Genomic DNA, 24,500 nt, shown 5'->3' with positions numbered 1-24,500 from the left:
ACCTGCATTAATTATGATGAAAAAAATTGCCATTATTGGATTAGGCTACGTGGGATTACCATTAGCAGTTGAGTTTTCAAAAAAACAAATTCAAGTAATAGGTTTTGATATTAATAATTCAAGAATCACTGCTCTTAAAAACAATATAGACAGTACTCTAGAAGTGTCTTATGAAGTATTAAAGGCTACAAAGACACTACTTTTTACAAATAAAATTGAAGATATAAAAGAAGCAAATATCTATATAATAACAGTACCAACCCCAATTACTAAAAATAATACTCCGGATTTAACTCCAATAATTAGTGCAAGCGAAACGATTGCAAAGGTTTTAAAAAAAGGCGATATTGTAATTTATGAGTCTACGGTTTATCCAGGTTGTACTGAAGAAATTTGTGCTCCAATATTAGAGTCAAAAAGTGGTCTTGTATTTAATAAAGATTTCTATTGTGGTTATTCTCCAGAACGCATTAATCCAGGAGATAAAAAGCACACAATTAGTAAAATTATTAAAGTAACTTCTGGAAGTACTCCCGAGATAGCCACAGTGGTAGATAATCTATACAAAAGGATAATTACTGCTGGAACTCATAAAACAAGTTCAATAAAAGTAGCAGAAGCAGCAAAAGTTATAGAGAATACCCAACGTGACTTAAACATAGCTTTTATCAACGAGTTAGCTATTATTTTCGATAAATTAGATATTGATACAACACAGGTTTTAGCAGCAGCAGGAACAAAATGGAATTTTTTACCATTTACGCCTGGTTTGGTCGGAGGGCATTGTATTGGTGTAGACCCTTATTATCTTACACATAAGGCAGAGTCTGTTGGTTATAATCCAGAAGTGATTTTGGCAGGAAGAAGAATAAACTCAAATATGGGGATATTTGTGGCAAATAAATTAGTGAAATTATTGGCAAATAAAGGAAGTGAAATTAAGGCTTCAAAAGTTTTGATTTTAGGAATTACGTTTAAAGAAAACTGTCCAGATATTAGAAATACAGGAGTAATTAATGTTATTAACGAGTTAAAAGACTTTGGTATGGAGGTCGATGTTTATGATTCTTTTGCGGATGAGATAGAGGTTAAAAAAGAATATGATATTGATTTAATTAAAGAAATACATAGTGAATACAAAGCAATTATTTTAGCTGTTAAACATAATGAATTTAAGGATCTAGATTGGGAAAACATAGCATCTGAAAACACAGTTGTATTTGATTTAAAAGGGTTTTTGCCAGAAAACTTGGCAACAGTAAGGCTTTAAAAAAAATAAAAGGCTATTAGAATTATTTTAGAGCCATAACACATTAATGAAATTTTTTAAATCTTTCTAAAAAGACTATTTTTACAACGGAATATTAACATTATAAAGTTTACATAGACACTATATTGATTTATGTAATACACACACATAAAGATTTTGTAATAAGTAAACAAAACAGTCTATAAGACGAACAACTCTTATAGGGAAATTAAAAATCATATATAAGATGTTGAATTTAACTTTTTTAGTTACTGGTGGAGCCGGTTTTATAGGTTCTAATTTTGTGCCCTATTTTTTAGAAAACAATCCCAAAGTTCATTTAGTAAATTTAGATAAACTTACATATGCAGGAGATCTATCTAATATTAAAGAGGTAGAAAATTCTAAAAACTATACTTTTATTCAAGGCGATATATGTAATAGGGAGTTAATCGAAAAATTATTTACGAAGTATAAGTTCAATGGTGTTATTCACTTCGCAGCAGAGTCTCATGTAGACAATTCAATAAAAAACCCAGGCGCATTTATAGATACCAATATTACGGGTACGTTTAACTTAATAGATGTCGCAAAAAACTTCTGGATGGATGGGCCTAATCAAGTAAAAAATGAGTTCGAAAACGCAAGATTTCATCATATTTCAACAGATGAGGTTTATGGAACATTAGGAGAAGTTGGGTTATTTACAGAGCAAACACCATATGCTCCAAATAGTCCGTATAGCGCTTCTAAAGCAGCTTCAGATTTTATTGTAAGAAGCTATTTCCATACTTATGGTATGAATGTAGTTACCACTAATTGTTCTAATAATTATGGACCAAAACAGCATGATGAAAAATTAATACCTACAATTATTAGAAAAGCAATATCAGGAGAACCAATTCCAATATATGGAGATGGCAAAAACATAAGAGATTGGTTGTATGTTTTAGATCATTGTAAAGGAATCGAACTTGTTTTTAAAACAGGAAAAACAGGAGAAACCTATAATATAGGGGGAAAGAACGAAAGAGATAATCTCTACATTGTAGATACTATATGTGAAATTTTAGATGAAGTTAGACCAGGTTTAAAATCATATAAAGAACAAATAACTTTTGTTACAGACAGACCTGGTCACGATTTTAGATATGCAATAGACGCCGCAAGAATTGAAAATGAACTAGGATGGAAAGCGGAAGAAAATTTTGAAACTGGAATAAAAAAAACCATAGGTTGGTATTTAACAAAATATAACGATTAAATGAAAGGTATTATTCTAGCTGGAGGATCCGGCACAAGACTTCACCCATTAACTTTAGCAGTAAGTAAGCAACTAATGCCTATTTATGATAAGCCTATGATATATTATCCATTATCTACATTAATGTGGTCAGGGATAAAAGAGATCCTTATTATATCTACTCCTCATGATTTGCCTCTATTTAGAGCACTTTTAGGAGATGGTAAAAAATTTGGATGTAATTTTCAATATGCAGTTCAAGAAGCTCCTAATGGCTTAGCAGAAGCCTTTATAATTGGTGAGGAATTTATTGGTAACGATAAAGTGGCATTAATATTAGGAGATAATATATTCTATGGAACAGGTTTAGAGAGACTGCTACAAGAGAATAATGATCCAGAAGGTGGAATTATTTATGCGTACCATGTGCATGATCCCGAACGTTATGGTGTTGCCGAGTTTGATGATAATGGAAATGTTATTTCAATTGAAGAAAAGCCTGAAAAACCTAAATCTAATTATGCCGTACCAGGTATATATTTTTACGATAACGAAGTTGTCGATATTGCTAAAAACATAAAACCAAGTCACAGAGGCGAATTAGAAATTACAGACATTAATAAAGAATATTTAAAACAAGGAAAGTTAAAAGTTAGTGTTTTAGATAAGGGCACAGCTTGGTTAGACACTGGAACATTTAATTCACTAATGCAAGCATCACAGTTTGTTCAAGTAATAGAAGAGAGACAAGGGTTAAAAATAGGAGCTATTGAGGAAGTCGCTTATAGAATGGGATATATTAATAAATTTCAACTTCAAGAACTTATTAAACCACTAGTAAAAAGTGGCTACGGAAAACACCTTCTTAATATTATTGAGTAATAAAAGAAACTAAATTAAATGAAAAGTTTTGAAACTAAATTAAAGGGCTGCTACATTATTGAGCCTAATGTTTTTGAAGACAAAAGAGGTTATTTTCTTGAAAGTTTTAACGTAATAAAATTTAAAGATTTAACAAATTCTGAAACTATATTTGTTCAGGATAACGAGTCGTATTCTACAAAAGGTGTTTTAAGAGGTTTGCATTACCAAACAGGAGAGCATGCTCAAGCAAAATTGGTCCGTGTGGTAAAAGGTAAGGTTTTAGATGTCGCTGTAGATTTAAGAAAAAACTCTAAAACGTTTGGAGGCTATATTTCAGTAGAACTTTCCGAAGAAAATAAAAAGCAACTTTTTGTTCCTAGAGGTTTTGCTCATGGATTTATAGTATTGAGTGATATTGCTATTTTTTCATATAAGTGCGATAATTACTATAATAAAGATTCTGAGCAAGGCATAATTTTTAACGATACAGATTTAAATATAGACTGGAAATTATCAAAAAAAGAGTTTATTGTTTCAGAAAAAGACATTATTCTTAATACATTCAAAAACGCTATTTTACCATGAAACGAGTGTCCTGAAGAACTCAAAACCTAAAGAAATGGTTAATAACGAATAGCATGTGACCATAAAAAAAATAGAAAATAACACATGAAAACTAAAGTTTTAGTAACGGGTGCAAATGGACAATTAGCGCAGGCTATAAAAAACAGGTGTTCGGAAAAAAGTAATACTATTGAATTTACTTTTGCAAGTAAAGAAGAATTTGATATTACTAGACAGAATGTAATTGAATCTTTTTTAGAAAAAATAAATTTTAATTATTGTATTAATTGCGCAGCATATACAGCTGTGGATACAGCTGAAGATGAAGAAAAGGCAGCAAACAATATAAATGTTCAAGGCGTAAAAAACTTAGCTAAAGCTTGTGAAAAGTATGATATAACTTTAATTCATATTTCAACAGATTTTGTATTCGATGGCAATAGTGAAAAACCATACAAGGAAAACGATGTAACAAACCCATTAGGAGTTTATGGTTTAACAAAACTTAAAGGTGAGGAAGCAATTAGCTTGGTTTTAGAAAAATATTATATTATTAGAACATCTTGGTTATATTCAGAATATAGTAACAACTTCGTTAAGACAATGCTCAAGTTAGCATCAGAAAGAGATGAAATATCAGTAGTTAACGACCAAAAGGGGACACCAACAAATGCTAATGATCTAGCTGAAGTAATAATAAAAATAATAGAGAGTAACAACCAAGCATATGGTATATACCATTTTAGCAATTTAGGCGAAACAACTTGGTTTGGTTTTGCAAAAGCAATTTTTGAGTTAACGAATACGTCAATTAAAATTAATCCAGTAACTTCAAAGACATTTGTAACAAAAGCGAAACGACCAAAATATAGTGTTTTAGATAAAACAAAAATTAACAGCGTTTTTAATTTGGATATTTTAGATTGGAAAAGTAGCTTAGAACAAATTATTGAATCTATATCGTCTCAAAAATTAAAGTAATAACGGTCACTTCTTTATAATTACTGTAAAGCAACGTTAAAAAAACACTTTAATCGACGAAAGCAAGTTTCTTTTTAAAATAACAAAAAAATCTTTTTAAAAATACTATTTTTGTACTCGCAAAAAGCATCAATAATTAATGAAAAAAAACCTTATCATTTTCGGGACCAGACCAGAAGCTATTAAGATGGCACCTTTGGTTAAGGAGTTTCTAAAAAACAAAAATGAGTTCGAAACTAAAGTATGTATAACAGCTCAACATCGAGAAATGTTAGACCAGGTTTTATCTTTTTTTGAGATAAAACCTGATTATGATTTAGATTTAATGAAACCAAATCAAAATCTATACTCACTAACAGCAGATATTATTACTAATCTTAAACCAATTTTAGAAGAGTTTCAGCCTGATTATGTATATGTTCATGGTGATACCACTACAACAATGGCTGCCAGTATAGCTTCTTTTTACTCTGGAGCAAAAGTTTGTCATGTAGAAGCTGGTTTAAGAACTTTTAATAAACGTTCTCCATTTCCAGAAGAGGTAAATAGAAGTATTGCAGGTAGTATTTCAGATTATCACTTTGCGCCTACTACAACGTCTAAGCAAAACTTATTAAACGAAAATATTTCAGAAAGCAATATTCTTGTTACTGGGAATACCGTAATAGACGCATTAGATTTTAGTTCTGGAAAGGTGACTTCATCTAATTATTCTGATAACGAAGTAGAAAATTTAAAACCTGTAGTAGATAATTCTAAAAAACTAATACTTGTAACTGGTCACAGGCGTGAAAATCATGGGCAAGGATTTATAAATATTTGTAGTGCATTAAAGGAAATAGCTGAGTCTAATAGCGATGTTCAAATCATTTACCCAGTACATTTAAATCCAAATGTTCAAAAACCGGTGTATGAATTGTTAGCCGACATTGAGAATGTGAAATTAATAGACCCATTATCATATCCAGCATTTGTTTGGTTAATGAATAAATCCTATTTAATTATTACAGATAGTGGAGGTGTTCAAGAAGAAGCACCAAGTTTAGGGAAACCAGTTCTAGTAATGAGAGATACAACTGAAAGACCTGAAGCTGTTGAGGCCGGAACAGTTTTTTTAGTTGGAACTGATAAAGATAAAATAGTAAACGAGACAAATAACTTATTAAATAACAAAGAGGCCTATTTAAAAATGAGCAAATTACATAATCCTTATGGAGATGGCACTGCTTGTAGTAAAATAGTAAATTTCATATCTAATTTATAAACATGAGTAATAAACCAAGTGTTGTAATGGTTGGCTTAGGCTATATTGGTTTACCAACAGCAGCTTTAATAGCCCAAAACAAAACATATGTTCACGGTGTAGATATTAACCCATCTGTAGTAGAAACTATTAACCAAGGGAAAATTCATATTGTAGAACCAGAACTAGATATCGCTGTTGCAAAGGCTGTAAAAGAAGGCTATTTAAAGGCTGCTACAACTCCAGTTGAAGCTAGTGCTTATTTAATAGTTGTTCCAACGCCATTTAAAGCTAAAAACGAACCAGACATTTCTTTTGTAGAATCCGCAACACGTGCTGTATTACCATTATTAAAAGAAGACGATTTATATATTATAGAGTCTACGTCTCCTGTGGGAACTACGGAGAAAATGATGCAATTAATTTTTACTGAAAGACCAGAGTTAGCAGGTAAAATTAATATAGCGTATTGTCCAGAACGTGTTTTACCAGGAAATGTAATGTACGAGTTAGTGCATAACGACAGAGTTATTGGTGGTGTAGATGAAAAATCAACAGAAAAAGCTTTAGCTTTTTACAGAGAATTTATAAAAGGAGATTTACATAGAACCAATGCACGTACAGCAGAAATGTGTAAATTAGTAGAAAACTCATCTAGAGACGTACAAATAGCTTTTGCAAATGAGTTATCACTTATTTGTGATAAAGCAGATATTAATGTTTGGGATCTTATTGAATTAGCAAATAAACACCCAAGAGTAAACATATTACAACCTGGTTGTGGAGTAGGTGGACACTGTATCGCAGTTGACCCTTATTTTATTGTAGCAGAATATCCAATGGAATCTAAAATTATTGGAAAAGCTAGAGAGATAAATAATTACAAATCGTTTTGGTGTGCTGAAAAAATACAAACCGCAAAATTAGAATTTGAATTAAAACATGGCCATAAGCCAAGTATTGCTTTAATGGGATTAGCCTTTAAACCAAATATTGATGATTTAAGGGAGTCTCCAGCTAAATATATTGCTCAAAAAGTATTGCAAAACGCTAATAATGGAGAATACTACATTGTTGAACCTAATATTACAGAGCATAACGTATTTAAAATAACAGAATATAAAGAAGCTGTTGAAAAAGCAGATATTGTTGCATTTTTAGTAGCACACGACGAATTTAAAACATTAGAACTGCCTTCAGATAAAGTTGTGTTAGATTTTTGTGGCGTGTTTAAATAGTAGACTAAGTTATGAAGAGATTTGTAGGAATACTCATTTTTTTTGTTTTATTAGCCTCTTGTAAAAGAGACGGGTATTTAGTGAATGGGTTAAAAAATATTTCTAATACTCGAAATATCAACCACACTTTTATTAAGAGTTTTAGAATAGAAAAGTTTTTGATTCAACGGAAAGAAATAGGAGAGTTTTCTTTAATTCTTAAGTTAGATTCAAAGACAAAACCAATTGATGTAGAGAGATACTCTTTAGGAATACGTGTTTTTAGTGATACAATTACGAATAAAAATGGAAATGTAAAGCCAAGTTATATATGGGACTGTAAACCTAGTATAGAAGCTTTTGGAGATAATAAGTATATTATAAAAAATGTAAAGGCTCCAATAAAATTTATTGATAGTATTCGGTTATTTTTGTATGATCGAGATAAATATAGAGCTAAGGAGTATGGCAAAACATTATGGATTAGAAATATTGGTCTTTAATCTATAAAGCATAATAATTAAATATGGCAACCTTAAAAAAATCTTCACATATAAGAAGTATCCTTAAAGGAATTTCATGGCGTTTTGTAGCAACGACAGATACAATTCTAGTAGTACTACTTATTACTTGCTTATTAGAGAATTGTAGTATAGAAGATGCAATAAAAATTGGCGCCTCAGAGTTTTTAATAAAATTAGCAATATTTTATTTTCATGAAAGAATATGGCTACGTTATCTTGGTAAACAAGCAACAACCAATAGAGAAATTCTTTATAAATCCATTTCATGGCGAATTGTTGCCACTACAATGACTTTTGTTATTTCAGGTATCGTATTAAAAAGTTTTAACGAAATTGCTCTATATATTGCGCTTACAGAATTATTTACCAAATTCGTACTCTATTATGTACATGAAAAAATATGGCTAAAATTACCATTAGGAAGAATTAGAAACTATCTTTTTAGGTTTAAATAAGAAGTAATAAATGAAAGAAAACATCATCCCTCATAACTATCAAATATCAAAAAAAGATAGGCAAAATAATAATAAACACAATTCATTTTTAATCTGGTTTACAGGTCTTTCTGGATCTGGAAAATCAACAATAGCAAATGTTGTAGAACAACAACTATATAAATTGGGTATAAAAACCTACACGCTTGATGGAGACAATATTAGAAAAGGCATAAATAAAGATCTAACCTTTGATCCAGAAGATAGAACAGAAAATATTAGAAGAATAGCGGAAATATCTAATTTAATAGTAGATTCTGGTTTGGTCGTATTAGCCGCGTTTGTTTCTCCTTATAAAAAAGACAGAGAGAACATTAAAAATATCGTTAAAGATGTTAACTTTGTCGAAGTTTATGTAAACACTAGTGTAGAAGAATGCGAGCGAAGAGACGTAAAAGGTCTTTATAAAAAAGCTAGAGCTGGTGAAATTAAAAATATGACAGGAATTTCTGCACCTTATGAGGCACCAGAAAACCCAGAGATTGAAATTAAAACCGAAGAAAAAACGGTAGAAGAAGCTGTTCATGATATCATGAATTATATAAAACCTAAATTAAAACTGGAGCAATGAGTAAATATTACTTAAATTATTTAGATGAATTAGAAAGTGAAGCAATCTTTATTTTACGTGAAGTTTGGGCACAATTTGAAAACCCAGTAATAATGTTTTCAGGAGGAAAAGATTCTATTTTAGTAACACATTTAGCTAAGAAAGCTTTTTATCCTGCAAAAATACCATTTCCATTAATGCACGTTGATACAGGGCATAACTTTCCTGAAACTATTCAATTTAGAGATGATGTTATAGAAGATTTAGGCGTAAAACTAATTATTGGTTCTGTACAAGAATCTATAGACGATGGTCGTGTAGCAGAAGAAAAAGGTAAAAATGCAACACGTAACGCACTTCAAATAACAACGCTTTTAGACGCTATAGAATCTAATAAAATAGATTGTGCTATTGGTGGCGGAAGACGTGACGAAGAAAAAGCAAGAGCAAAAGAACGTTTCTTTTCACATAGAGATGATTTTGGACAATGGGATCCTAAAAACCAAAGACCAGAATTATGGAACATATTTAACGGTAAGCATTTTGAAGGAGAACATTTTAGAGCATTTCCTATTAGTAACTGGACAGAAATGGATGTTTGGAACTACATAAAAAGAGAAAATATTGCAATACCATCTTTATATTTTGCACACGAACGTGAAGTGGTTTGGAGACAAGATACATGGATTCCAAATTCAGAGTTCTTAATACTTGAAGACCACGAAGAAGTAGTAACTAAAAAAATACGTTTTAGAACTTTAGGAGATATTACAATTACTGGAGGAGACGAATCTGAAGCAGATACATTAGAAAAAATTGCTACAGAAGTTGCAGGAATGCGTAACACAGAACGTGGAAATAGAAGCGACGATAAACGTTCTGAATCTGCAATGGAAGATAGAAAGCGTCAAGGGTATTTCTAGAGATTAATTTGTAATTCCTATGAAAGCAGGAATCTATTCAATAAAAAAACAAAAATGTTAGATAACAATCAATTATTACGATTTACAACAGCAGGAAGTGTAGACGATGGAAAGAGTACGTTAATAGGTCGTTTATTATACGATTCTAAATCTATATTCGAAGATCAACTTGAAGCTATTACAAACACAAGTAAAAAGAAAGGTCATAAAGGTGTAGATTTAGCCTTATTCACAGATGGTTTAAAGGATGAACGTGAACAAGGTATTACCATAGATGTTGCATACAGGTACTTTACAACACCTAAGCGTAAATTTATTATTGCAGATACTCCAGGGCATATACAGTACACTCGTAATATGGTAACAGGAGCATCGACAGCTAACGTTGCAACTATTTTAATAGATGCAAGACATGGTGTAATAGAACAAACTAAAAGACATGCATTTATAGCGTCTTTATTACAAATACCACACATTATTGTTTGTGTAAACAAAATGGATCTGGTAGACTATTCTGAAAAAGTGTACAATGATATTGTTAGACAATTTGAGGATATTTCTTCAAAAATGCTAGTAACAGATGTACGCTTTATTCCAATGAGTGCTTTAGATGGAGATAATGTAGTAAACAAGTCTACAAACATGCCTTGGTACCAAGGAGCACCAATGTTACACACTTTAGAGACTATGCATATTAGTAGTGATATTAATAAAGTAGACGCTCGTTTTCCTGTTCAAACCGTTTTAAGACCACAAAGTGAAGGTTTTATAGACTATAGAGGTTATGCAGGACGTGTTGCAAGTGGTATCTTTAGAAAAGGAGATGATATAACAGTAATGCCATCTGGATTTACTTCTAAAATTAAAAGTATAGATACTTTAGACGCAGCATTAGAAGAAGCACATGCACCAATGTCAGTTTCTATAACACTAGAAGATGATATTGATATTAGTCGTGGAGACATGATTGTGCGTTCTAACAATAAACCAGAAGCATCACAAGATATTGAAGTAATGTTATGTTGGTTAAATAATGATTCAGCAAAACCAAGAGCAAAATATACAATAAAGCACACTTCTAACGACCAAAAAGCGATGATTAAAGAAGTGGTTTATAAATACAATATCAATACTCTAGAACGTGTTAACGACGACAAAGAGCTAAACATGAATGATATTTGTAAAGTTAAAATACGTACAACAAAACCATTAATGGTTGATGCTTACAGAGAAAACAGAACCACAGGAAGTATTATTCTTGTAGATGATGCAACAAACGAAACAGTTGCTGCAGGAATGATAGTATAATAGCAAATAAAATGAAAGCAGAAGATATAGAACATATTATTGAAGTAGCAAGAGATGCAGGAAAAGCAATTTTAAGTATTTATAATGACAAAGATTTTGGGATTGAATTAAAGCAAGATGAAAGCCCACTAACAAAAGCAGACAAAGAAGCACATAAAATAATTGTAGAAGGCTTAAAAGAAACCAAACTCCCTGTACTTTCCGAGGAAGGTAAGTCCATACCATACGAAACACGTAAGAATTGGGAAGCTTTTTGGATGGTTGATCCGGTTGATGGTACAAAAGAGTTTATTAAGCGCAATGGAGAGTTTACTGTAAATATTGCGCTTATTGAAAACAAAAAGCCGGTGTTTGGTGTTGTGTACGCTCCGGTACTTGATAAATTGTATTTTGGTGGAGTTGGTAAAGGAGCTTTCATGATTCATGGTAAAGAAATTACAACTCTAAGTAAATCTAAAAAGAATAGTGATACGGTTCGTATTGTTGCTTCTCGTTCTCATCTAAACCAAGAAACTCAAGATTTTATTGACCAATTTAAAAAAACCAGCATAGTATCGATGGGTAGTTCGTTAAAATTTATGCTGATTGCAGAAGGTAATGCAGACGTTTACCCTAGATTTGCTCCAACTATGGAGTGGGATACAGCTGCTGCACACGCTGTTTTATTGGGTTTAAATATTGAAGTTATTGAACCTAAAACAAAGAAAGTTTTAAATTACAACAAAAAGAATTTATTGAATCCTTATTTTATTGTAGGTTAAAATGATAAATAAAATTAAAACAAAGCTTGAGGATACAGACATTAAAGACCTTATCTTTAAAGGAGGTGCGTTTTTTTTTATAAAAATTGCAGGAGTATTATTTAGTTTTTTATTTACTTGGGTAGTTGCAAAGTGGTATGGAGCAAATGTAAATGGTTTAATAGCAATTTCTTTTTCAATAATGATGATAGGAGCAATAGCTCCAAAACTAGGTTATGACTTAAACCTTGTGCGATATTTATCAATAGGAAATGCTAATAAACGCTTGTTTAATCAAGCAACTTTAATTTCATTATTTTTATCGTTTATAATAATGATAATTTTATTAATGCTAAGAGAGCGTCTAGCATTAATTTTTTTCGACAAAGTTGTTCATCTAGAGTATATTAATTACGCATGTTACTCAATTCCTATTGTTGTATATATAAGTCTAGGAACAAGTGTTTTTAGAGTAGAGAAACAAAATTCTAAATTTTCTTTTTACACAAATACCTCTCGATTTTTATTTGCAATAATTATTTTATCAATCCTTACGTTTGTTTTTAATGTTAAGGAGGATTCCTTCCCTATTAAAGCATATTTTTTCGCATTATTAATTACTGCAATTTTAATTGCTTTTCAAGTTAGACCTATTTTAAATAGTAAGTTTAAAGATTCTAGGAAAATAAAAATAAAAAATTTCACTATTGATTCATTACCAATGATGTTTTCAGCTTCCATAGTTGTAATCATGGGCTGGGCTGATAGCATAATATTGGGGCTTTATGAAAAAGAGAGTGTGGTTGGTGTTTATAGTGTTGTCGTTAAAATTTCAACTTTGATAAGTTTTGGGCTAAACTCATTAAATTCTATTTTAGCACCGCAATTAGCCAATTTGTATGCTCAAGGAAACACTATTAAGTATTCAAAACTTATAAAATTAGTCTCTAAAATAAATTTCTTTTGTTCATTGGTTACTATTTTGTTTTTAATAGTATTCAATGATTACATATTATCTTTTTTTGGAGATGAGTTTATTGAAGGCCAATTTATTTTAATAGTATTATGCGTAGGTCAATTTGTAAATGCTTTTTGTGGTCCAGTTGGGGTAGTTTTGCAAATGACAGGAAATCAAAAAGTTTTTAAGAATTTTTTATTTATAGCTTTAATTATTAATATTATATTAAATTTGTTGTTAATCCCAAAAATGGGAATGTTAGGAGGAGCATTAGGTACAATTTTTGCTTTAGCGTTTTGGAATATATCTAGTGCAGTTTATATCTATAACAAGTTGAAAATTAAATCTTTTTACATTCCTTTTAAATTATAATATCAATGAAATTACATTTTTTAAATGTAGGAGCAGCTAAATGTGGAACAACGACTATTCATAATATTTTAATACAACACCCGCAAATATGTATTCCTTTAGAAAAAGATTTCCACTTTTTTGATAACGATATTAATTACGCTAAAGGTCTAAAGAGTTATGAGTCTTTTTTTAATCCAAATCATGACAAAGTAATTTCTGGTGAAATTTCTGCTACATATTTGTATTCAGAACAAGCATTAAAAAGGATTGTAGAAAACTTTGGTACAGACATTAAAATACTTTTAATATTAAGGAATCCAGCATTAAGGTGTTTTTCGGAATATTTACACCAAAAAAGACATGGTAAAATAGAGGGCTTTAATATTAATGAGTATTTTAAGAAGAATAAACAAATAGATAAAAACATGCCTTTTTACGATGTTTTAATAGGCAGAGGCTTGTATTTTCATCACATGCGTAAATTTATTGATGCTTTTGGTAAGTCTAATATTAAAATTTCATTTTTAGAGAACCTTAAAGAAAACCCAGAATCAGTTGCTAAAGATATATTAGAGTTTCTACAAGTTAATCCTAATGAGAGTTTAAATGTAAACCTAGTCTCCAATTCAAAAATTATAGTGAAAAATAAAAAATTTCACAAACTATTTTATTCAGAAAAAAGGAATGTATTACGTAACGTTTTAAGAATAATAGTGCCATCTTTTAAAATTAGAGAAGGAATCAGAGTTTTTTTTAAAACTCTGAATAAAAAAAACGACAATTTTGAAACTATTAGTCAAGAATTAAAAACATATTTATTAAGCACATTATATAAAGAAGATATAGAAAAGCTAGAAATTTTTATGAATAATAAAATTAAGATCTGGAATTAATGAAAAATATTATTTTTATAGTAATGTATTTTTTAGGATTCTCTTGGCTAATTAGAGTCTTATTTCAAAAGAAAAAAACAACTATTTTACTTCTGCATGAATTACCTTTAAATAATGCAGAAAGAATTATAGCATTTTTAAATAAAAAATATAGTGTTATTACTTTAGAAACATTTATTCAAGCAAAAATTAATAATAAATTAAACACATTACCTAATTACCCTTTAGTAATTACTTTTGATGATGGTAGGAAAAGTAATATGGAACTCATAAATTTATTTAATAAATATGAAAATAAACCCACAATATATGTTTGCTCAGATAAGAGTGAATTAGATGGATACTACCTTTTTAATGATTTTGATTTTGAGACAGCAAATAGGGTATACGATTTACAAGGCCATACGATATCTCACCCTAATTTACTAGAAATCGATGAGGACAAGGCTATAATAGAGATAGGTAAATCAAAAACTGTTTTAGAAAAAAAATTAAATAAAAAATTAACTTCCTTTGCTTACCCATATGGTAAATATGGAGAAAGAGATGTCAAAATTGTAGAACAGTTAGAATATACCAATGCTGTTACTGTCGATTTTGGATTTAATGACTCAAATACAGACATTTTTAAGCTCAAAAGAATTTGTTTAACCGACACTCCTAACCTTTACGAAGCTGCTGTAAAAGTATCTGGATTATGGGGGATGTTTAAAAAAATAAGAAATGGTTAATCAACTAATTTTAAGTGTAAAAAAAAAGCCACAATTAGGACTCTATTTAATCATATTTATCCCAGTTTTTGTTGATATAATTAATGGTGTTTTTGAATTTAATGATATTAATTTTTCAATTGGTAAATTGTATAGAGGCATTCTGTGGATCACATGCTTTTCGTATATATTAAAAAAAAAGATATAAATATCGTTAATTTTTTTGTTATTGTATGGGCTTTTCATCTTCCTCTATGGTTTTTTTTAGATGATCAGTTTAGTTTGCCTTATGAGTTTTCATTCTTATTAAAAAGTACTTTTTTCTTCATTATTTATGAAGCTTTAAGAAGAATAACTGTTGTTAATAAAGAGAAGTATATAATTAAATATTTAAAGTTGTATTATAAGGCAGCTACAGGCTTAATTTGTTTTTCTTTTATTACAGGTTTAGGACTGTCAACTTATGGAAAATGGGGGTTTGGAACTAAATCTTTTTTTTCAGCTCAAAATGATATTGGAATTACTATTTTAATTCTATTCGCTTTTTTTTTATTTAACAAAAGAGATTTTCGAATCCATTGGCTTTGGCTTTTAACCGGATATTTATCCTTGTTGTTTATGGCAACGACAACAGGAATGTTAATTTCAACTGCAATCTTTTTATTGTATATATTTCTTCAATTTTTATATGGAAAAATGAGTGTATTGAAAAAAGTGATAATATTTTTTCTTTCTTTTATTGCTTTAATTTCGACGACAATATACATGTATAGTATGATTCAAAGTTCTAATTATTTTTCAACTAAATATGAGAAGATTTTAGAAAAAGGAGTTAGATCCGATGTAACAAACTGGGCAAATGATTATTTTGATAGTAGAGGGAATACTAAAATGATTTTTGGAGAAGGAATGAGTTCATTTAGCAATAATTTTGCAAGAAGTTCTAAAGGAGACAAGAAAAAACTATCAAAAGAAAAAGGAGCTTACGTAGAAAGAGATTATCATGATATTAAAGGGGCTTATGGAACGGTATTATTATCAATAATGCTTTTTTTTTATGGACTATTATTATTCAAATTAACTTTTAAATTTCTAAATGAGAAATCGTTTTTCAGCTTGTCTGTTTTAATTATATGTTGTTTAGCTTATCTTCATGGATTTATGGCAGGGCATGTGTTTTATAGTCCAACGGTGGCTGGCATATTAGCTTCAATTTTTATTTTGGGATTAATGAAAAATAAAGTGACCTATGAAAATTAAAATTAAAAGCATATTATTCATTGTTATCTCTGTTTATATGTTAACAATTGTTATAAGATCAGTAAATATTCATAATACCTGGCAGGTAGAAAAACAATCGAATACTTTAGGGTTATACTCTACTAATTATCCTATTAAATTCTTGTTTTATAAAGATAAGAATGCGCTTATAAAAGATTCTGATGGTGTCTATATGATAGATAGATCTAAAAAGACAAATCTTACAAAAGGTAAAGAGGTCTTTTATAGCCCTATAGCTATTGGGCTAGCAGCATTAAGGGACCTTCAAAATGCTAATGCTTACAGAAGCAAGGATAGCATTGCTTTAAAGTCCTTTTTAGTTAATGCAAAGTGGTTAGTTAATAAACAAGACAGTTCTGGTCGAATTACTTTTGATGTGCCATTACATACATTGGATAAAATAATAAAAGCACCTTGGCAATCTGCATTGTCTCAAGGTTTCGCATTATCTGTTTTTTCACGAGCATATCAGGTAACAAAAGATTCAATTTATATTAAATCAATACATAAGAGTTTATTGCAGTTCGAGAAAACCATAGAAGAAGGAGGGATATATAATAATTCTAAAATCTTTGGAGAGTTTTTAGAAGAATATCCAACAGAACAACCCACCCATGTTTTAAACGGGTTTAATTATACCTTAATTGGTTTGCATGACGCGTATATAATTACAAAAAATCAAAAAGCGGGATTACTTTTTGATAAGTACGTAAAGATCTTAAGTGAAAAAATAAAGGAATTTGATTTAGGGGGCTGGAGTGCTTATTCTTTAGACAAACCTTCAATGAAAAATCATTTTACCTATTGTAATCCCTGGTATCATAAATTGCATATCATACAATTACAGGTTTTATTTGAAAAAAGTCAATTGGAAAGTTTAAATGAATATGCAAAAGTTTTTGAAGAAGACTTATCAGGCTTTGTACCTTATATCCTATATTCTTCTTATATTCTATATTCAGACTTAGTGTATATATATAATATGTTTAATTAAAAAAAATGATAGAAATTTTAAGAGATATAGATGATTCTAAATTCCCCGTATTTGCTAAAAAATCTTTTTTAAAAAGTAGATCAAATGAATATGGTTGGTTTCGTGATGAAAATAATAATATCTTACCTTTTATAATAGATAAAAAATTAATATTCCGAAGACTTATCTTTACAAATGAGATAATTAGTTTAGATAAAACACTAACAAATAAAACAGAGATTAAATACCTCAATGATTTGATTGAGTTTATCAAATCGAATTTGAATGTTGATTGTATTTCAAAGGCACAATCAAACGCTGTGTTTAATGCTGTTCCAGAAAATTCTATTTCAGTTCCATGGGGATCTTATGTTAAACCTATTAATTTACCTGATGATGAGTTAATGCTCTCTATTGTGAGTAAAACTAGAAATATGGTAAGAAAAGCAACTAAAGACAATGTGGAAGTTGTAGAAGCGAGTAGTTATGATTTATGGCATCTAATGAATGAGACTTTTAAACGTCAAGGAGAAGAGTTAATAGCACCTTCATTAGAATACGTAAAAAAAATAACTCAAGAATTAGGGGCTAATATGTTAGTATTAAAGGCCGTTAAAAATTGTGAGACGCAAGGCGTAATAGGGGTTCCATTTAATAATGAAACAGCATATTACCTTTTTGGGGGGAGTGTACCCAAACCCTCTCCAGGAGCTTTAAATTTATTACACTTTGAAACAATGAAATTATTAAGAGATAAAGGTGTACAAAATTATGATTTTGTAGGAGCAAGAATTAATCCTGCTAAAAAATCAAAGTACTATAATATACAAAAGTTTAAAACCTCTTTTAATCCTATTCTAAAGGAAGGTTTTGCTTTTAAAGTAATAGTAAACCCTTTTAAATACAAATTAATGAACCTATCAATTAATATATTACTGTTATTGAAAGGAAAAAAATATCTCGGAGATCCAATAGATCAAATATTAAAAGAACAAAGCAATGTTAAATAAGTTTTGCCTAATCATAGGTACTAAAAAGGGAGCAACATCTAGTTTGTATGAATACATTAGACAACATCCTAAAGTCGCTGGAGGGTTCAAAAAAGAGCCAAACTTTTTTGGTAATATTAAGAATTGGAAAAAAGGTCTTCAATGGTATCAAAAACAATTTGTTGAGTATGTAGCAGAACAACATGACTATGGAATTGACGCTACTACAGATTATACACAAGATGGATTTATTAACATACCAAAGAGGATAAAGGAATCTAATATTAATGTTAAATTTATTTATGTTGTTAGAGATCCTTTTAAAAAAATAGAGTCTCAAACGCATCAGTTTTTAACAGATAGAGATTCGATTAGACCAATCACAGAATGTTTAGACACTAGGATTATAGAGTCAGCAAAATATTACAAACAAGTAGCTAAATATCTTAAATTTTTCGATAAAAAAGATTTTTTATTTGTAGATTTCGAAAGACTAAGAACAGACTCTAAATTGGTAATGAAAGAGATTAATTCATTTCTAGAATTAACTGACTTTCAATATGATACTTCTTATTTGCACAATGATAAAAAATCGGCCATCGGGCAAAGCTTTAAATCTTATAGGTTATTGAGAGAGTTTTTAAGAAAGCTAAACATAACACCCTTAATACCTCAAATAGCTAAAGATAAGGTGCGATTGGGATTAGGAAAGTATGGAGGTAAAAAAATTAGTGAAGAAGATTATAAATTAACTATTGAGCAGAAACTAGTCCTAAAAGAGGAACTGCTTTTAGATGCAATTAAACTTGAAGAAGAATTTGGCTTTAACACTAGATTGTGGGAAATACATAAAATATAGAATTGAATATGATAATAATTTTTAAAACTTACGTTTAAAGCTATGAAAGTCTTTCTTATTTCTAACATGTATCCTAGTATAGAAACACCATATTATGGCGTTTTTGTAGAAAATTCGGAAAAAAAACTGACTAAGTTAGGTGTAGAGTTTACCGCTAAATCTTTAATAAAAGGATTAGAAAGAAATACCATTAAGAAAGCAATTAAATATCTAAAATATTTAGTATCTATATGTTTTAATCTAATTAGGTCTTCTGGTTTTGAAATTATTTATTTACATTATAATGCTATTGCAGTTAAAGTTTTAATAATTTTTTTAAGGTTTAATAAAAATAAGAAAATAATAATAAATTTTCACGGTGGAGACGTTATTGATGTAAAAGGCCAATTAAGAAAAACACCAAATAAAATATTATTATTATCAGATTTAATCATAGTCCCTTCGGAGTTTTTTAAAAACATTCTGACAGAAAATTTTAAAGTTAATGCTAGTAAAATATTTGTATCAGCATCCGGAGGAATAGATGTTAATAATTTCAAACCCTTTGAAGTCGAAGAAAAAGAAGAGTTACTTACATTAGGTTTTTTTTCTAGAGTTACACAAGGAAAAGGGTGGCAGGTTTTTTTAGATGCCTTAAATGGTTTAAAAGAAAGAAAGATTAGGTTTAGAGCAATTATGATAGGAGGGGGTACAGATCATAATTTATTAAAAGAGAAGCTAAAGTTTTTAGATATTGAAGATTCTGTAGAAGTTGTTGGTGCTATTTCACATACTAAATTACCTTTTTATTTAAATCAATTGCATATTAATGTATTTCCAACACTACTACATGAGAGTTTAGGCCTAGTAGGACTTGAAGCTATGGCTTGTGGATGTCCAGTAATAGGTAGTAATATTGGTGGGTTAAAAACGTATATTAGCCATGGTGTTAATGGTTATTTGTTTGAAACAAACAACAGTTTAGACTTAGTAAATAAAATTTTGTTATATATTGATCTTTCTGAAGTAAAAAAACAAAAGATGTCTTACGAAGCTATAAAAACGGCTAAACAATTTTGCTCAGAAAAAACAGCTTTGGATTTATTTAATCAAATTAAAACATTAAAGAATTGAGTAAAGTTTTAAGATTAAAAAAGATAGATTTATTAATAGCGTTAATGATTTTCTCTTTATTGCTAAAACCATCGTATAATAGTATACTTATAATACTATTTACTTTGACAATAATTATTTTGTTTATTAAATCAAAAGTTAAATTTAATTTTAATGAAATTAAAAAATGCTTTTTTTTAATTTCACCTTTTATTTATCTCACAATTAGTGCGTTTTTTTTTAATTTCAATAAAGAATCAGAGTTTTTAATTCGATGTATTCCTTTAATATTATTTCCAATACTCTTTTTTTTACTTAAGACTTTGAGTAAAGTTTCTAGAGAAAATATTTTTAAGTACTTATCCATTTCTATTTTTATATATAATTTATTACTTATAATTGTTGCTTTTTATAGGCAAATAAGTAAATTTCCTGATTTCTCAAAAATAAACTGGTACTTTTTTAGCTACAGAGGCTTGCTAAAATATTTTTATGTTCACGCTACATATTTAGGACTTATTAATAATGTGGTTCTTTTATTTATCTTATTTACATTTGGTGAATTTTCAAAAAAAGAAAAACTATTTTCAATTTTTATTATGTTGAGTAGCGTATTAATTACAATGTTATCAGGAAGTCGTATACAATTTTTAATAACAATATTAATATTAATATTGTTTTTAATATCTCGACTTACAATAAAAAGAGCAGTTATATTTTCTTTGTTTATCTCCTTTTCTTTTATTGTTCTAAGCAATGTTCCCATAGTAAAGGAACGTGTAATCGATACTGTTTTTAGTCCTCACTCTAAGTTTGAATACGCTGTTTATGGTGATAAACCAGGAGAAAGTGCTTCTGTTAGTAGGAGATTAAGTATTAGTTTTTGTGGATTAGAATCCATTAAAGATAATTGGTTGTTTGGTTATGGAAGTAATTATGTAAATAAATCAAAACTATTACATTGTTATCAAGAAAAGGGACTTAAAAACGCCTTTTCTCAGAAATTTAATACACACAATCAATATATAGGATTGATATTAATAGGAGGCTTACCCCTACTCCTGCTATTTATGTTTATGTTTATTAAACTATTCTATATAAGTATTTTAAATTATGACTACATTTATATAGGTTTTTTAATTATAATAACGATAACATGTGTTACTGAAAATATTTTTGAGCGTCATTTTGGAATTGTGTTTTTCTCAATTATAAACTCCTTATTGTATTTTTTTAATAAAAAACCGTCCACCAGTAATGTGAAGAGCATTTAAACTAAAATTAGTTTTTAATAGAACATAACTTTTTTAAATAATTTTTTTCTGATGAATATTTTTATAACTTTAGATTACGAACTATTTTTTGGCGATTCAGGAACACCAGAAAAATGTATTATAGAACCTACCAATGAATTAATCAAAATAGCAAATAAGCATAATTTTAAATGTGTTTTTTTTGTGGATTCTGGATACTTAATAAAACTGAAGGAGTACAAGCATCAATACCCTCAACTAGAACAAGATTATAACTTAGTTCGTAATCAAATAAAAGAACTTTCAGATAATGGTCACGATATACAGTTACACATTCATCCTCATTGGGAAGATACTGAATATAGTGAAAACGGTTGGGTTTTTGATCTTAAAAGGTATAGGTTAGACGCGTTTTCAGAAGATGAAATAGAAAATATTTTTTATAAATATAAAAGTGTGTTAGAGGAAATTATTGATAAAAAAATTAATACTTATCGAGCAGGTGGCTGGTGCATTCAACCTTTTGAAAAACTTAAAACTGCTTTTTTGAAATATGGTTTAAAAATTGATAGTACAGTATTTTATAAAGGAAAAAACTCAACAAAAACCCAATGGTTTAATTTTTCAACAGCTAAGAATTTAGATCATTGGAAATTTTCAAATGATCCTTGTATAGAAGACGAAGATGGTTCTTTTATAGAGATCCCTATAGCCAGTACAAAAGTTTCCCCATCATTCTTTTGGAAATTTGTGTTTATAAAAAAAATTGGATCAAAAAAACATAAACCTTATGGAGATGGTAATGCATCACCTACCTCAAATCAACAAATAAAAAGACTGTTAACTAAACCCTCTTATTCTGTGGTTTCAATGGATGGCTATAAGGCGATTTTATTAAATAGCGCTCATAAAAAATACACAAAAGAAAATAAGAAAAATTTTGTTATTATAGGACACCCAAAAGCTTTTACAGAATTTTCATTAAATAAATTTGATAAATTTATAGGGGATAAATTAATGAAATGTGACTCTGTTAAAATATTTAGTGAGGTGTAAATTATATTTTTATTAATGTTAAAGGAAGAAAAGAAAAGAATTAATGTTCACGGGGTTTCAATACTATTGCTTCTTTTTTTTATAACTGAAGCTTATTTTAAAGTCGTTTTATTTTCAACAGGAGAAATTTCTTTATTACCTCAGGTTACAAAAGGAATTACTTTTGTGTGCCTAACACTTTATCTTTTAATAAAGAAACCAAAACAACTTTTGGTTATAGGTGGACTTTTTATTACATTTTTAATTGGGCAAATAGCGATAGCTAATGGTTTTTCTATTAGTATTTTAATTGCTTTTATAAAACTGATTTTCCCTATTCTTCTTCTTCTGTTTTTTTTAAATTACAAATTATCAGATTCTCAAAGAGAATTACTATTTATGTTTTTCGAGTATATAATGCTTTTTAATGCATTTATGATAATTGTTGGGGTTCTGTTTAATGTAGAAGCATTCCATTCTTATTTAGGAGATCGTTTTGGTTTTAATGGTTTGTTTGTTTCCACGGCAACAGGTTCTTATGCGTATTGTATAGCGCTTATATGTCTATTTGCGAAATATAAGAAAGCTGTTTTTAAAAAGATTCCAAATCTTATTATTATTTTCTCTATGTTTTTTATAGGAACAAAAGTGTGTTACCTCTTTTTGTTTAGCTTTTTTGTAATCTATTTATGGAAATATATGCGTTTCAACAAAAAGATCGTTGGGTGTTTATTATTACTTTTTAGTTGTATGTGTGTGTATTTCGTTTTTTTTAAATTTGGAATATTTAATGAAATTAGACAGAAGCACGGTTTAATGTCATCGTTAATGTCATACAGAGATGTATTGTTTTTAGAACGAACATTACCTTTTATTAAGGGAAATTGGAGTATTGTGAATTACCTTTTTGGAGGTGTTTCCGATTTAAAAACCAAATCTCAAATGGAGTTTGTCGATATTTTTTATTTTTTTGGAATAATTGGTGGTTTTTTCTACTATTCTGTTTTTTTTAAAGCATTTTTAATTTTTAAACCAAATATTTATATTACCATTTTGTTATCTGTATTATTCATTATTGTACTTTTGGCAGGGAATTTCTTCAGCTACCCTTCGGTTGCTATTTATATAGTTGTTTTAAGAGAATACCTCAAATTAAATGAACAAAATCAACATACTCAATACGCATATTCACAATTTAACAATGCGAGAAACTTTAAATATTGTAGACCATACAATAAGTAAAGGAGATCAATTACATCACGTCGTTGTTAATGCAGGAAAAATTGTGGCGATGCAATCAGATTTACAGTTAAGAGAGAGCGTCAATGAAAGCGACTTAATAAATGCAGACGGACAAGCCGTTGTTTGGGCGTCAAAAGTGTTAAAAAAGCCTTTAAAACAACGTGTGGCAGGTATTGATTTAATGGTTAACCTTGTAGAGTTAGCACATAAAAAGAATTATAAGGTTTTTTTCTTCGGAGCTAAAGAAAACGTTGTAAAGGCGGTTGTGGACAAATACGTAGACCAATATTCTTTAAATATTGTGGCAGGTTATAGAAACGGATACTTTAAAAAAGATGAAGAACAGGATATTGCAAGAGAAATAGCTAATAGTGGTGCTAATATTTTATTCGTAGCGATTAGCTCTCCAACAAAAGAAAACTTTCTATATGAAAACAAAGAGTTATTAAAAAAAGTGAATTTTGTAATGGGTGTAGGAGGTAGTTTCGATGTTGTTTCTGGTAAAGTACGGCGTGCGCCATTATGGATGCAAAATTCAGGTTTAGAATGGTTTTATAGATTTGCTCAAGAACCAAAACGAATGTGGAAGCGCTATTTAGTAGGTAATAGTAAATTTATAGCTTTAGTTCTTAAGGAAAGATTTAAAGGAAATAAGTAATGTTCTTTAAATTGGTCTAAGATCAATGTTGTTCATTTCTTTAAGAAAAAATTACCATTTGTTAAGTTAATCCTAAAATTTAGCATTAGTTTATTATATTTGTATAGTTATATTAATTAATAGACACCAAATCAATATGAAAATAGTTATACAATCAGGACTTCACCAGTTTTCTAAGCATTTATATTTTTAGTTTTTCTCAAAAAGGAACAGTCTAAGCTTAAATAAAGCTTTGCAATATGAAGGTTTTTATAATTAGTTATAAAAATTAAATATCCTTAAAAAACAATTTCAGTTTAAAAC

At 29.1% G+C, this 24,500-nt stretch carries 25 protein-coding genes; all 25 read left to right on the top strand.

What is annotated here, in order from left to right:
• Positions 1-13: 13 nt before the first annotated feature.
• The 25 genes from RH82_RS09995 to RH82_RS09870 all read left to right on the top strand — a co-directional run bounded on the left by RH82_RS09995 (position 14) and on the right by RH82_RS09870 (position 24,197).
• Positions 14-1,270, top strand: coding sequence for a nucleotide sugar dehydrogenase (locus RH82_RS09995; protein WP_034060403.1), 1,257 nt, complete (start codon positions 14-16; stop codon positions 1,268-1,270).
• A 226-nt stretch (positions 1,271-1,496) separates the two neighbouring features.
• Positions 1,497-2,513: a dTDP-glucose 4,6-dehydratase gene (gene rfbB, locus RH82_RS09990; protein ID WP_034060401.1), complete on the top strand. Its 1,017-nt coding sequence runs from the start codon at positions 1,497-1,499 to the stop codon at positions 2,511-2,513.
• A complete protein-coding gene (gene rfbA, locus RH82_RS09985) occupies positions 2,514-3,374 on the top strand; it encodes a glucose-1-phosphate thymidylyltransferase RfbA (RefSeq protein ID WP_034060399.1) in 861 nt (286 codons plus the stop codon).
• 18 nt (positions 3,375-3,392) lie between these two features.
• Positions 3,393-3,941 carry a dTDP-4-dehydrorhamnose 3,5-epimerase gene (rfbC, locus tag RH82_RS09980; protein WP_034060397.1) on the top strand — a complete coding sequence of 183 codons (549 nt, stop codon included), beginning with the start codon at positions 3,393-3,395 and terminating at the stop codon, positions 3,939-3,941.
• Between the two features lie 84 nt (positions 3,942-4,025).
• Positions 4,026-4,901, top strand: coding sequence for a dTDP-4-dehydrorhamnose reductase (rfbD, locus tag RH82_RS09975; RefSeq protein ID WP_034060395.1), 876 nt, complete (start codon positions 4,026-4,028; stop codon positions 4,899-4,901).
• A 139-nt stretch (positions 4,902-5,040) separates the two neighbouring features.
• Positions 5,041-6,165, top strand: a complete 1,125-nt coding sequence (gene wecB, locus RH82_RS09970) for a non-hydrolyzing UDP-N-acetylglucosamine 2-epimerase (protein ID WP_034060393.1) — start codon at positions 5,041-5,043, stop codon at positions 6,163-6,165.
• A gap of 2 nt (positions 6,166-6,167) precedes the next feature.
• Positions 6,168-7,382 (top strand): UDP-N-acetyl-D-mannosamine dehydrogenase, encoded by a 1,215-nt coding sequence (gene wecC, locus RH82_RS09965; protein ID WP_034060392.1) that lies wholly within the window; start codon positions 6,168-6,170, stop codon positions 7,380-7,382.
• Between the two features lie 11 nt (positions 7,383-7,393).
• Positions 7,394-7,864 carry a hypothetical protein gene (locus RH82_RS09960; protein WP_034060390.1) on the top strand — a complete coding sequence of 157 codons (471 nt, stop codon included), beginning with the start codon at positions 7,394-7,396 and terminating at the stop codon, positions 7,862-7,864.
• 23 nt (positions 7,865-7,887) lie between these two features.
• On the top strand, positions 7,888-8,340 hold the full coding sequence (locus tag RH82_RS09955; RefSeq protein ID WP_034060388.1) for a DUF2061 domain-containing protein: 453 nt from the start codon (positions 7,888-7,890) through the stop codon (positions 8,338-8,340).
• Between the two features lie 10 nt (positions 8,341-8,350).
• Positions 8,351-8,950, top strand: a complete 600-nt coding sequence (cysC, locus tag RH82_RS09950) for an adenylyl-sulfate kinase (protein ID WP_034060387.1) — start codon at positions 8,351-8,353, stop codon at positions 8,948-8,950.
• Entirely contained in the window at positions 8,947-9,852 is a 906-nt protein-coding gene (gene cysD / locus RH82_RS09945) for a sulfate adenylyltransferase subunit CysD (protein ID WP_034060386.1), read from the top strand. The genes cysC and cysD overlap by 4 nt, the downstream gene beginning before the upstream one ends.
• A gap of 54 nt (positions 9,853-9,906) precedes the next feature.
• On the top strand, positions 9,907-11,160 hold the full coding sequence (locus tag RH82_RS09940; RefSeq protein ID WP_034060383.1) for a sulfate adenylyltransferase subunit 1: 1,254 nt from the start codon (positions 9,907-9,909) through the stop codon (positions 11,158-11,160).
• 11 nt (positions 11,161-11,171) lie between these two features.
• Positions 11,172-11,921 carry a 3'(2'),5'-bisphosphate nucleotidase CysQ gene (cysQ, locus tag RH82_RS09935; RefSeq protein ID WP_034060380.1) on the top strand — a complete coding sequence of 250 codons (750 nt, stop codon included), beginning with the start codon at positions 11,172-11,174 and terminating at the stop codon, positions 11,919-11,921.
• Between the two features lies 1 nt (position 11,922).
• The gene (locus tag RH82_RS09930; protein WP_034060377.1) at positions 11,923-13,230 is read left to right on the top strand and encodes an oligosaccharide flippase family protein; all 1,308 of its coding nucleotides are present in this window, start codon (positions 11,923-11,925) and stop codon (positions 13,228-13,230) included.
• 5 nt (positions 13,231-13,235) lie between these two features.
• Positions 13,236-14,105, top strand: coding sequence for a sulfotransferase family protein (locus tag RH82_RS17850; protein ID WP_052158297.1), 870 nt, complete (start codon positions 13,236-13,238; stop codon positions 14,103-14,105).
• Positions 14,105-14,836: a polysaccharide deacetylase family protein gene (locus RH82_RS09920; protein ID WP_034060375.1), complete on the top strand. Its 732-nt coding sequence runs from the start codon at positions 14,105-14,107 to the stop codon at positions 14,834-14,836. Before RH82_RS17850 ends, RH82_RS09920 begins: the two co-directional genes overlap by 1 nt.
• Positions 14,837-14,989: 153 nt before the next feature.
• Positions 14,990-16,075 carry an O-antigen ligase family protein gene (locus RH82_RS09910; protein WP_034060371.1) on the top strand — a complete coding sequence of 362 codons (1,086 nt, stop codon included), beginning with the start codon at positions 14,990-14,992 and terminating at the stop codon, positions 16,073-16,075.
• Positions 16,065-17,090 (top strand): D-glucuronyl C5-epimerase family protein, encoded by a 1,026-nt coding sequence (locus tag RH82_RS09905; RefSeq protein ID WP_034060369.1) that lies wholly within the window; start codon positions 16,065-16,067, stop codon positions 17,088-17,090. Before RH82_RS09910 ends, RH82_RS09905 begins: the two co-directional genes overlap by 11 nt.
• 5 nt (positions 17,091-17,095) lie before the next feature.
• Positions 17,096-18,079: a peptidoglycan bridge formation glycyltransferase FemA/FemB family protein gene (locus RH82_RS09900; RefSeq protein WP_034060366.1), complete on the top strand. Its 984-nt coding sequence runs from the start codon at positions 17,096-17,098 to the stop codon at positions 18,077-18,079.
• Positions 18,069-18,917, top strand: a complete 849-nt coding sequence (locus tag RH82_RS09895) for a sulfotransferase domain-containing protein (protein ID WP_034060365.1) — start codon at positions 18,069-18,071, stop codon at positions 18,915-18,917. The genes RH82_RS09900 and RH82_RS09895 overlap by 11 nt, the downstream gene beginning before the upstream one ends.
• A 42-nt stretch (positions 18,918-18,959) precedes the next feature.
• On the top strand, positions 18,960-20,030 hold the full coding sequence (locus RH82_RS09890; protein WP_034060364.1) for a glycosyltransferase family 4 protein: 1,071 nt from the start codon (positions 18,960-18,962) through the stop codon (positions 20,028-20,030).
• A gap of 302 nt (positions 20,031-20,332) precedes the next feature.
• Positions 20,333-21,283: an O-antigen ligase family protein gene (locus RH82_RS09885; RefSeq protein ID WP_162182455.1), complete on the top strand. Its 951-nt coding sequence runs from the start codon at positions 20,333-20,335 to the stop codon at positions 21,281-21,283.
• Positions 21,284-21,334: 51 nt separating this feature from the next.
• Positions 21,335-22,318: a polysaccharide deacetylase family protein gene (locus tag RH82_RS09880; protein ID WP_052158296.1), complete on the top strand. Its 984-nt coding sequence runs from the start codon at positions 21,335-21,337 to the stop codon at positions 22,316-22,318.
• A gap of 15 nt (positions 22,319-22,333) precedes the next feature.
• Positions 22,334-23,539, top strand: coding sequence for a hypothetical protein (locus tag RH82_RS09875; RefSeq protein WP_034060361.1), 1,206 nt, complete (start codon positions 22,334-22,336; stop codon positions 23,537-23,539).
• On the top strand, positions 23,499-24,197 hold the full coding sequence (locus RH82_RS09870) for a WecB/TagA/CpsF family glycosyltransferase (protein ID WP_241148037.1): 699 nt from the start codon (positions 23,499-23,501) through the stop codon (positions 24,195-24,197). The genes RH82_RS09875 and RH82_RS09870 overlap by 41 nt, the downstream gene beginning before the upstream one ends.
• Positions 24,198-24,500: the final 303 nt, after the last annotated feature.

The organism is Lacinutrix jangbogonensis (assembly GCF_000797445.1).
GTDB classification, from domain to species: Bacteria; Bacteroidota; Bacteroidia; order Flavobacteriales; family Flavobacteriaceae; genus Lacinutrix; species Lacinutrix jangbogonensis.
Note: the sequence above shows the minus strand (reverse complement) of the source record. Positions and strands in the feature narration are given on the sequence as shown.

What these genes read in the sequence shown, in the direction of transcription:
- RH82_RS09995 (WP_034060403.1), top strand. Translation starts at nt 14, where the DNA reads ATGATGAAAAAAATTGCCATTATTGGATTAGGCTACGTGGGATTACCA.
- rfbB (WP_034060401.1), top strand. Translation starts at nt 1,497, where the DNA reads ATGTTGAATTTAACTTTTTTAGTTACTGGTGGAGCCGGTTTTATAGGT.
- rfbA (WP_034060399.1), top strand. Translation starts at nt 2,514, where the DNA reads ATGAAAGGTATTATTCTAGCTGGAGGATCCGGCACAAGACTTCACCCA.
- rfbC (WP_034060397.1), top strand. Translation starts at nt 3,393, where the DNA reads ATGAAAAGTTTTGAAACTAAATTAAAGGGCTGCTACATTATTGAGCCT.
- rfbD (WP_034060395.1), top strand. Translation starts at nt 4,026, where the DNA reads ATGAAAACTAAAGTTTTAGTAACGGGTGCAAATGGACAATTAGCGCAG.
- wecB (WP_034060393.1), top strand. Translation starts at nt 5,041, where the DNA reads ATGAAAAAAAACCTTATCATTTTCGGGACCAGACCAGAAGCTATTAAG.
- wecC (WP_034060392.1), top strand. Translation starts at nt 6,168, where the DNA reads ATGAGTAATAAACCAAGTGTTGTAATGGTTGGCTTAGGCTATATTGGT.
- RH82_RS09960 (WP_034060390.1), top strand. Translation starts at nt 7,394, where the DNA reads ATGAAGAGATTTGTAGGAATACTCATTTTTTTTGTTTTATTAGCCTCT.
- RH82_RS09955 (WP_034060388.1), top strand. Translation starts at nt 7,888, where the DNA reads ATGGCAACCTTAAAAAAATCTTCACATATAAGAAGTATCCTTAAAGGA.
- cysC (WP_034060387.1), top strand. Translation starts at nt 8,351, where the DNA reads ATGAAAGAAAACATCATCCCTCATAACTATCAAATATCAAAAAAAGAT.
- cysD (WP_034060386.1), top strand. Translation starts at nt 8,947, where the DNA reads ATGAGTAAATATTACTTAAATTATTTAGATGAATTAGAAAGTGAAGCA.
- RH82_RS09940 (WP_034060383.1), top strand. Translation starts at nt 9,907, where the DNA reads ATGTTAGATAACAATCAATTATTACGATTTACAACAGCAGGAAGTGTA.
- cysQ (WP_034060380.1), top strand. Translation starts at nt 11,172, where the DNA reads ATGAAAGCAGAAGATATAGAACATATTATTGAAGTAGCAAGAGATGCA.
- RH82_RS09930 (WP_034060377.1), top strand. Translation starts at nt 11,923, where the DNA reads ATGATAAATAAAATTAAAACAAAGCTTGAGGATACAGACATTAAAGAC.
- RH82_RS17850 (WP_052158297.1), top strand. Translation starts at nt 13,236, where the DNA reads ATGAAATTACATTTTTTAAATGTAGGAGCAGCTAAATGTGGAACAACG.
- RH82_RS09920 (WP_034060375.1), top strand. Translation starts at nt 14,105, where the DNA reads ATGAAAAATATTATTTTTATAGTAATGTATTTTTTAGGATTCTCTTGG.
- RH82_RS09910 (WP_034060371.1), top strand. Translation starts at nt 14,990, where the DNA reads ATGCTTTTCGTATATATTAAAAAAAAAGATATAAATATCGTTAATTTT.
- RH82_RS09905 (WP_034060369.1), top strand. Translation starts at nt 16,065, where the DNA reads ATGAAAATTAAAATTAAAAGCATATTATTCATTGTTATCTCTGTTTAT.
- RH82_RS09900 (WP_034060366.1), top strand. Translation starts at nt 17,096, where the DNA reads ATGATAGAAATTTTAAGAGATATAGATGATTCTAAATTCCCCGTATTT.
- RH82_RS09895 (WP_034060365.1), top strand. Translation starts at nt 18,069, where the DNA reads ATGTTAAATAAGTTTTGCCTAATCATAGGTACTAAAAAGGGAGCAACA.
- RH82_RS09890 (WP_034060364.1), top strand. Translation starts at nt 18,960, where the DNA reads ATGAAAGTCTTTCTTATTTCTAACATGTATCCTAGTATAGAAACACCA.
- RH82_RS09880 (WP_052158296.1), top strand. Translation starts at nt 21,335, where the DNA reads ATGAATATTTTTATAACTTTAGATTACGAACTATTTTTTGGCGATTCA.
- RH82_RS09875 (WP_034060361.1), top strand. Translation starts at nt 22,334, where the DNA reads ATGTTAAAGGAAGAAAAGAAAAGAATTAATGTTCACGGGGTTTCAATA.
- RH82_RS09870 (WP_241148037.1), top strand. Translation starts at nt 23,499, where the DNA reads ATGCGAGAAACTTTAAATATTGTAGACCATACAATAAGTAAAGGAGAT.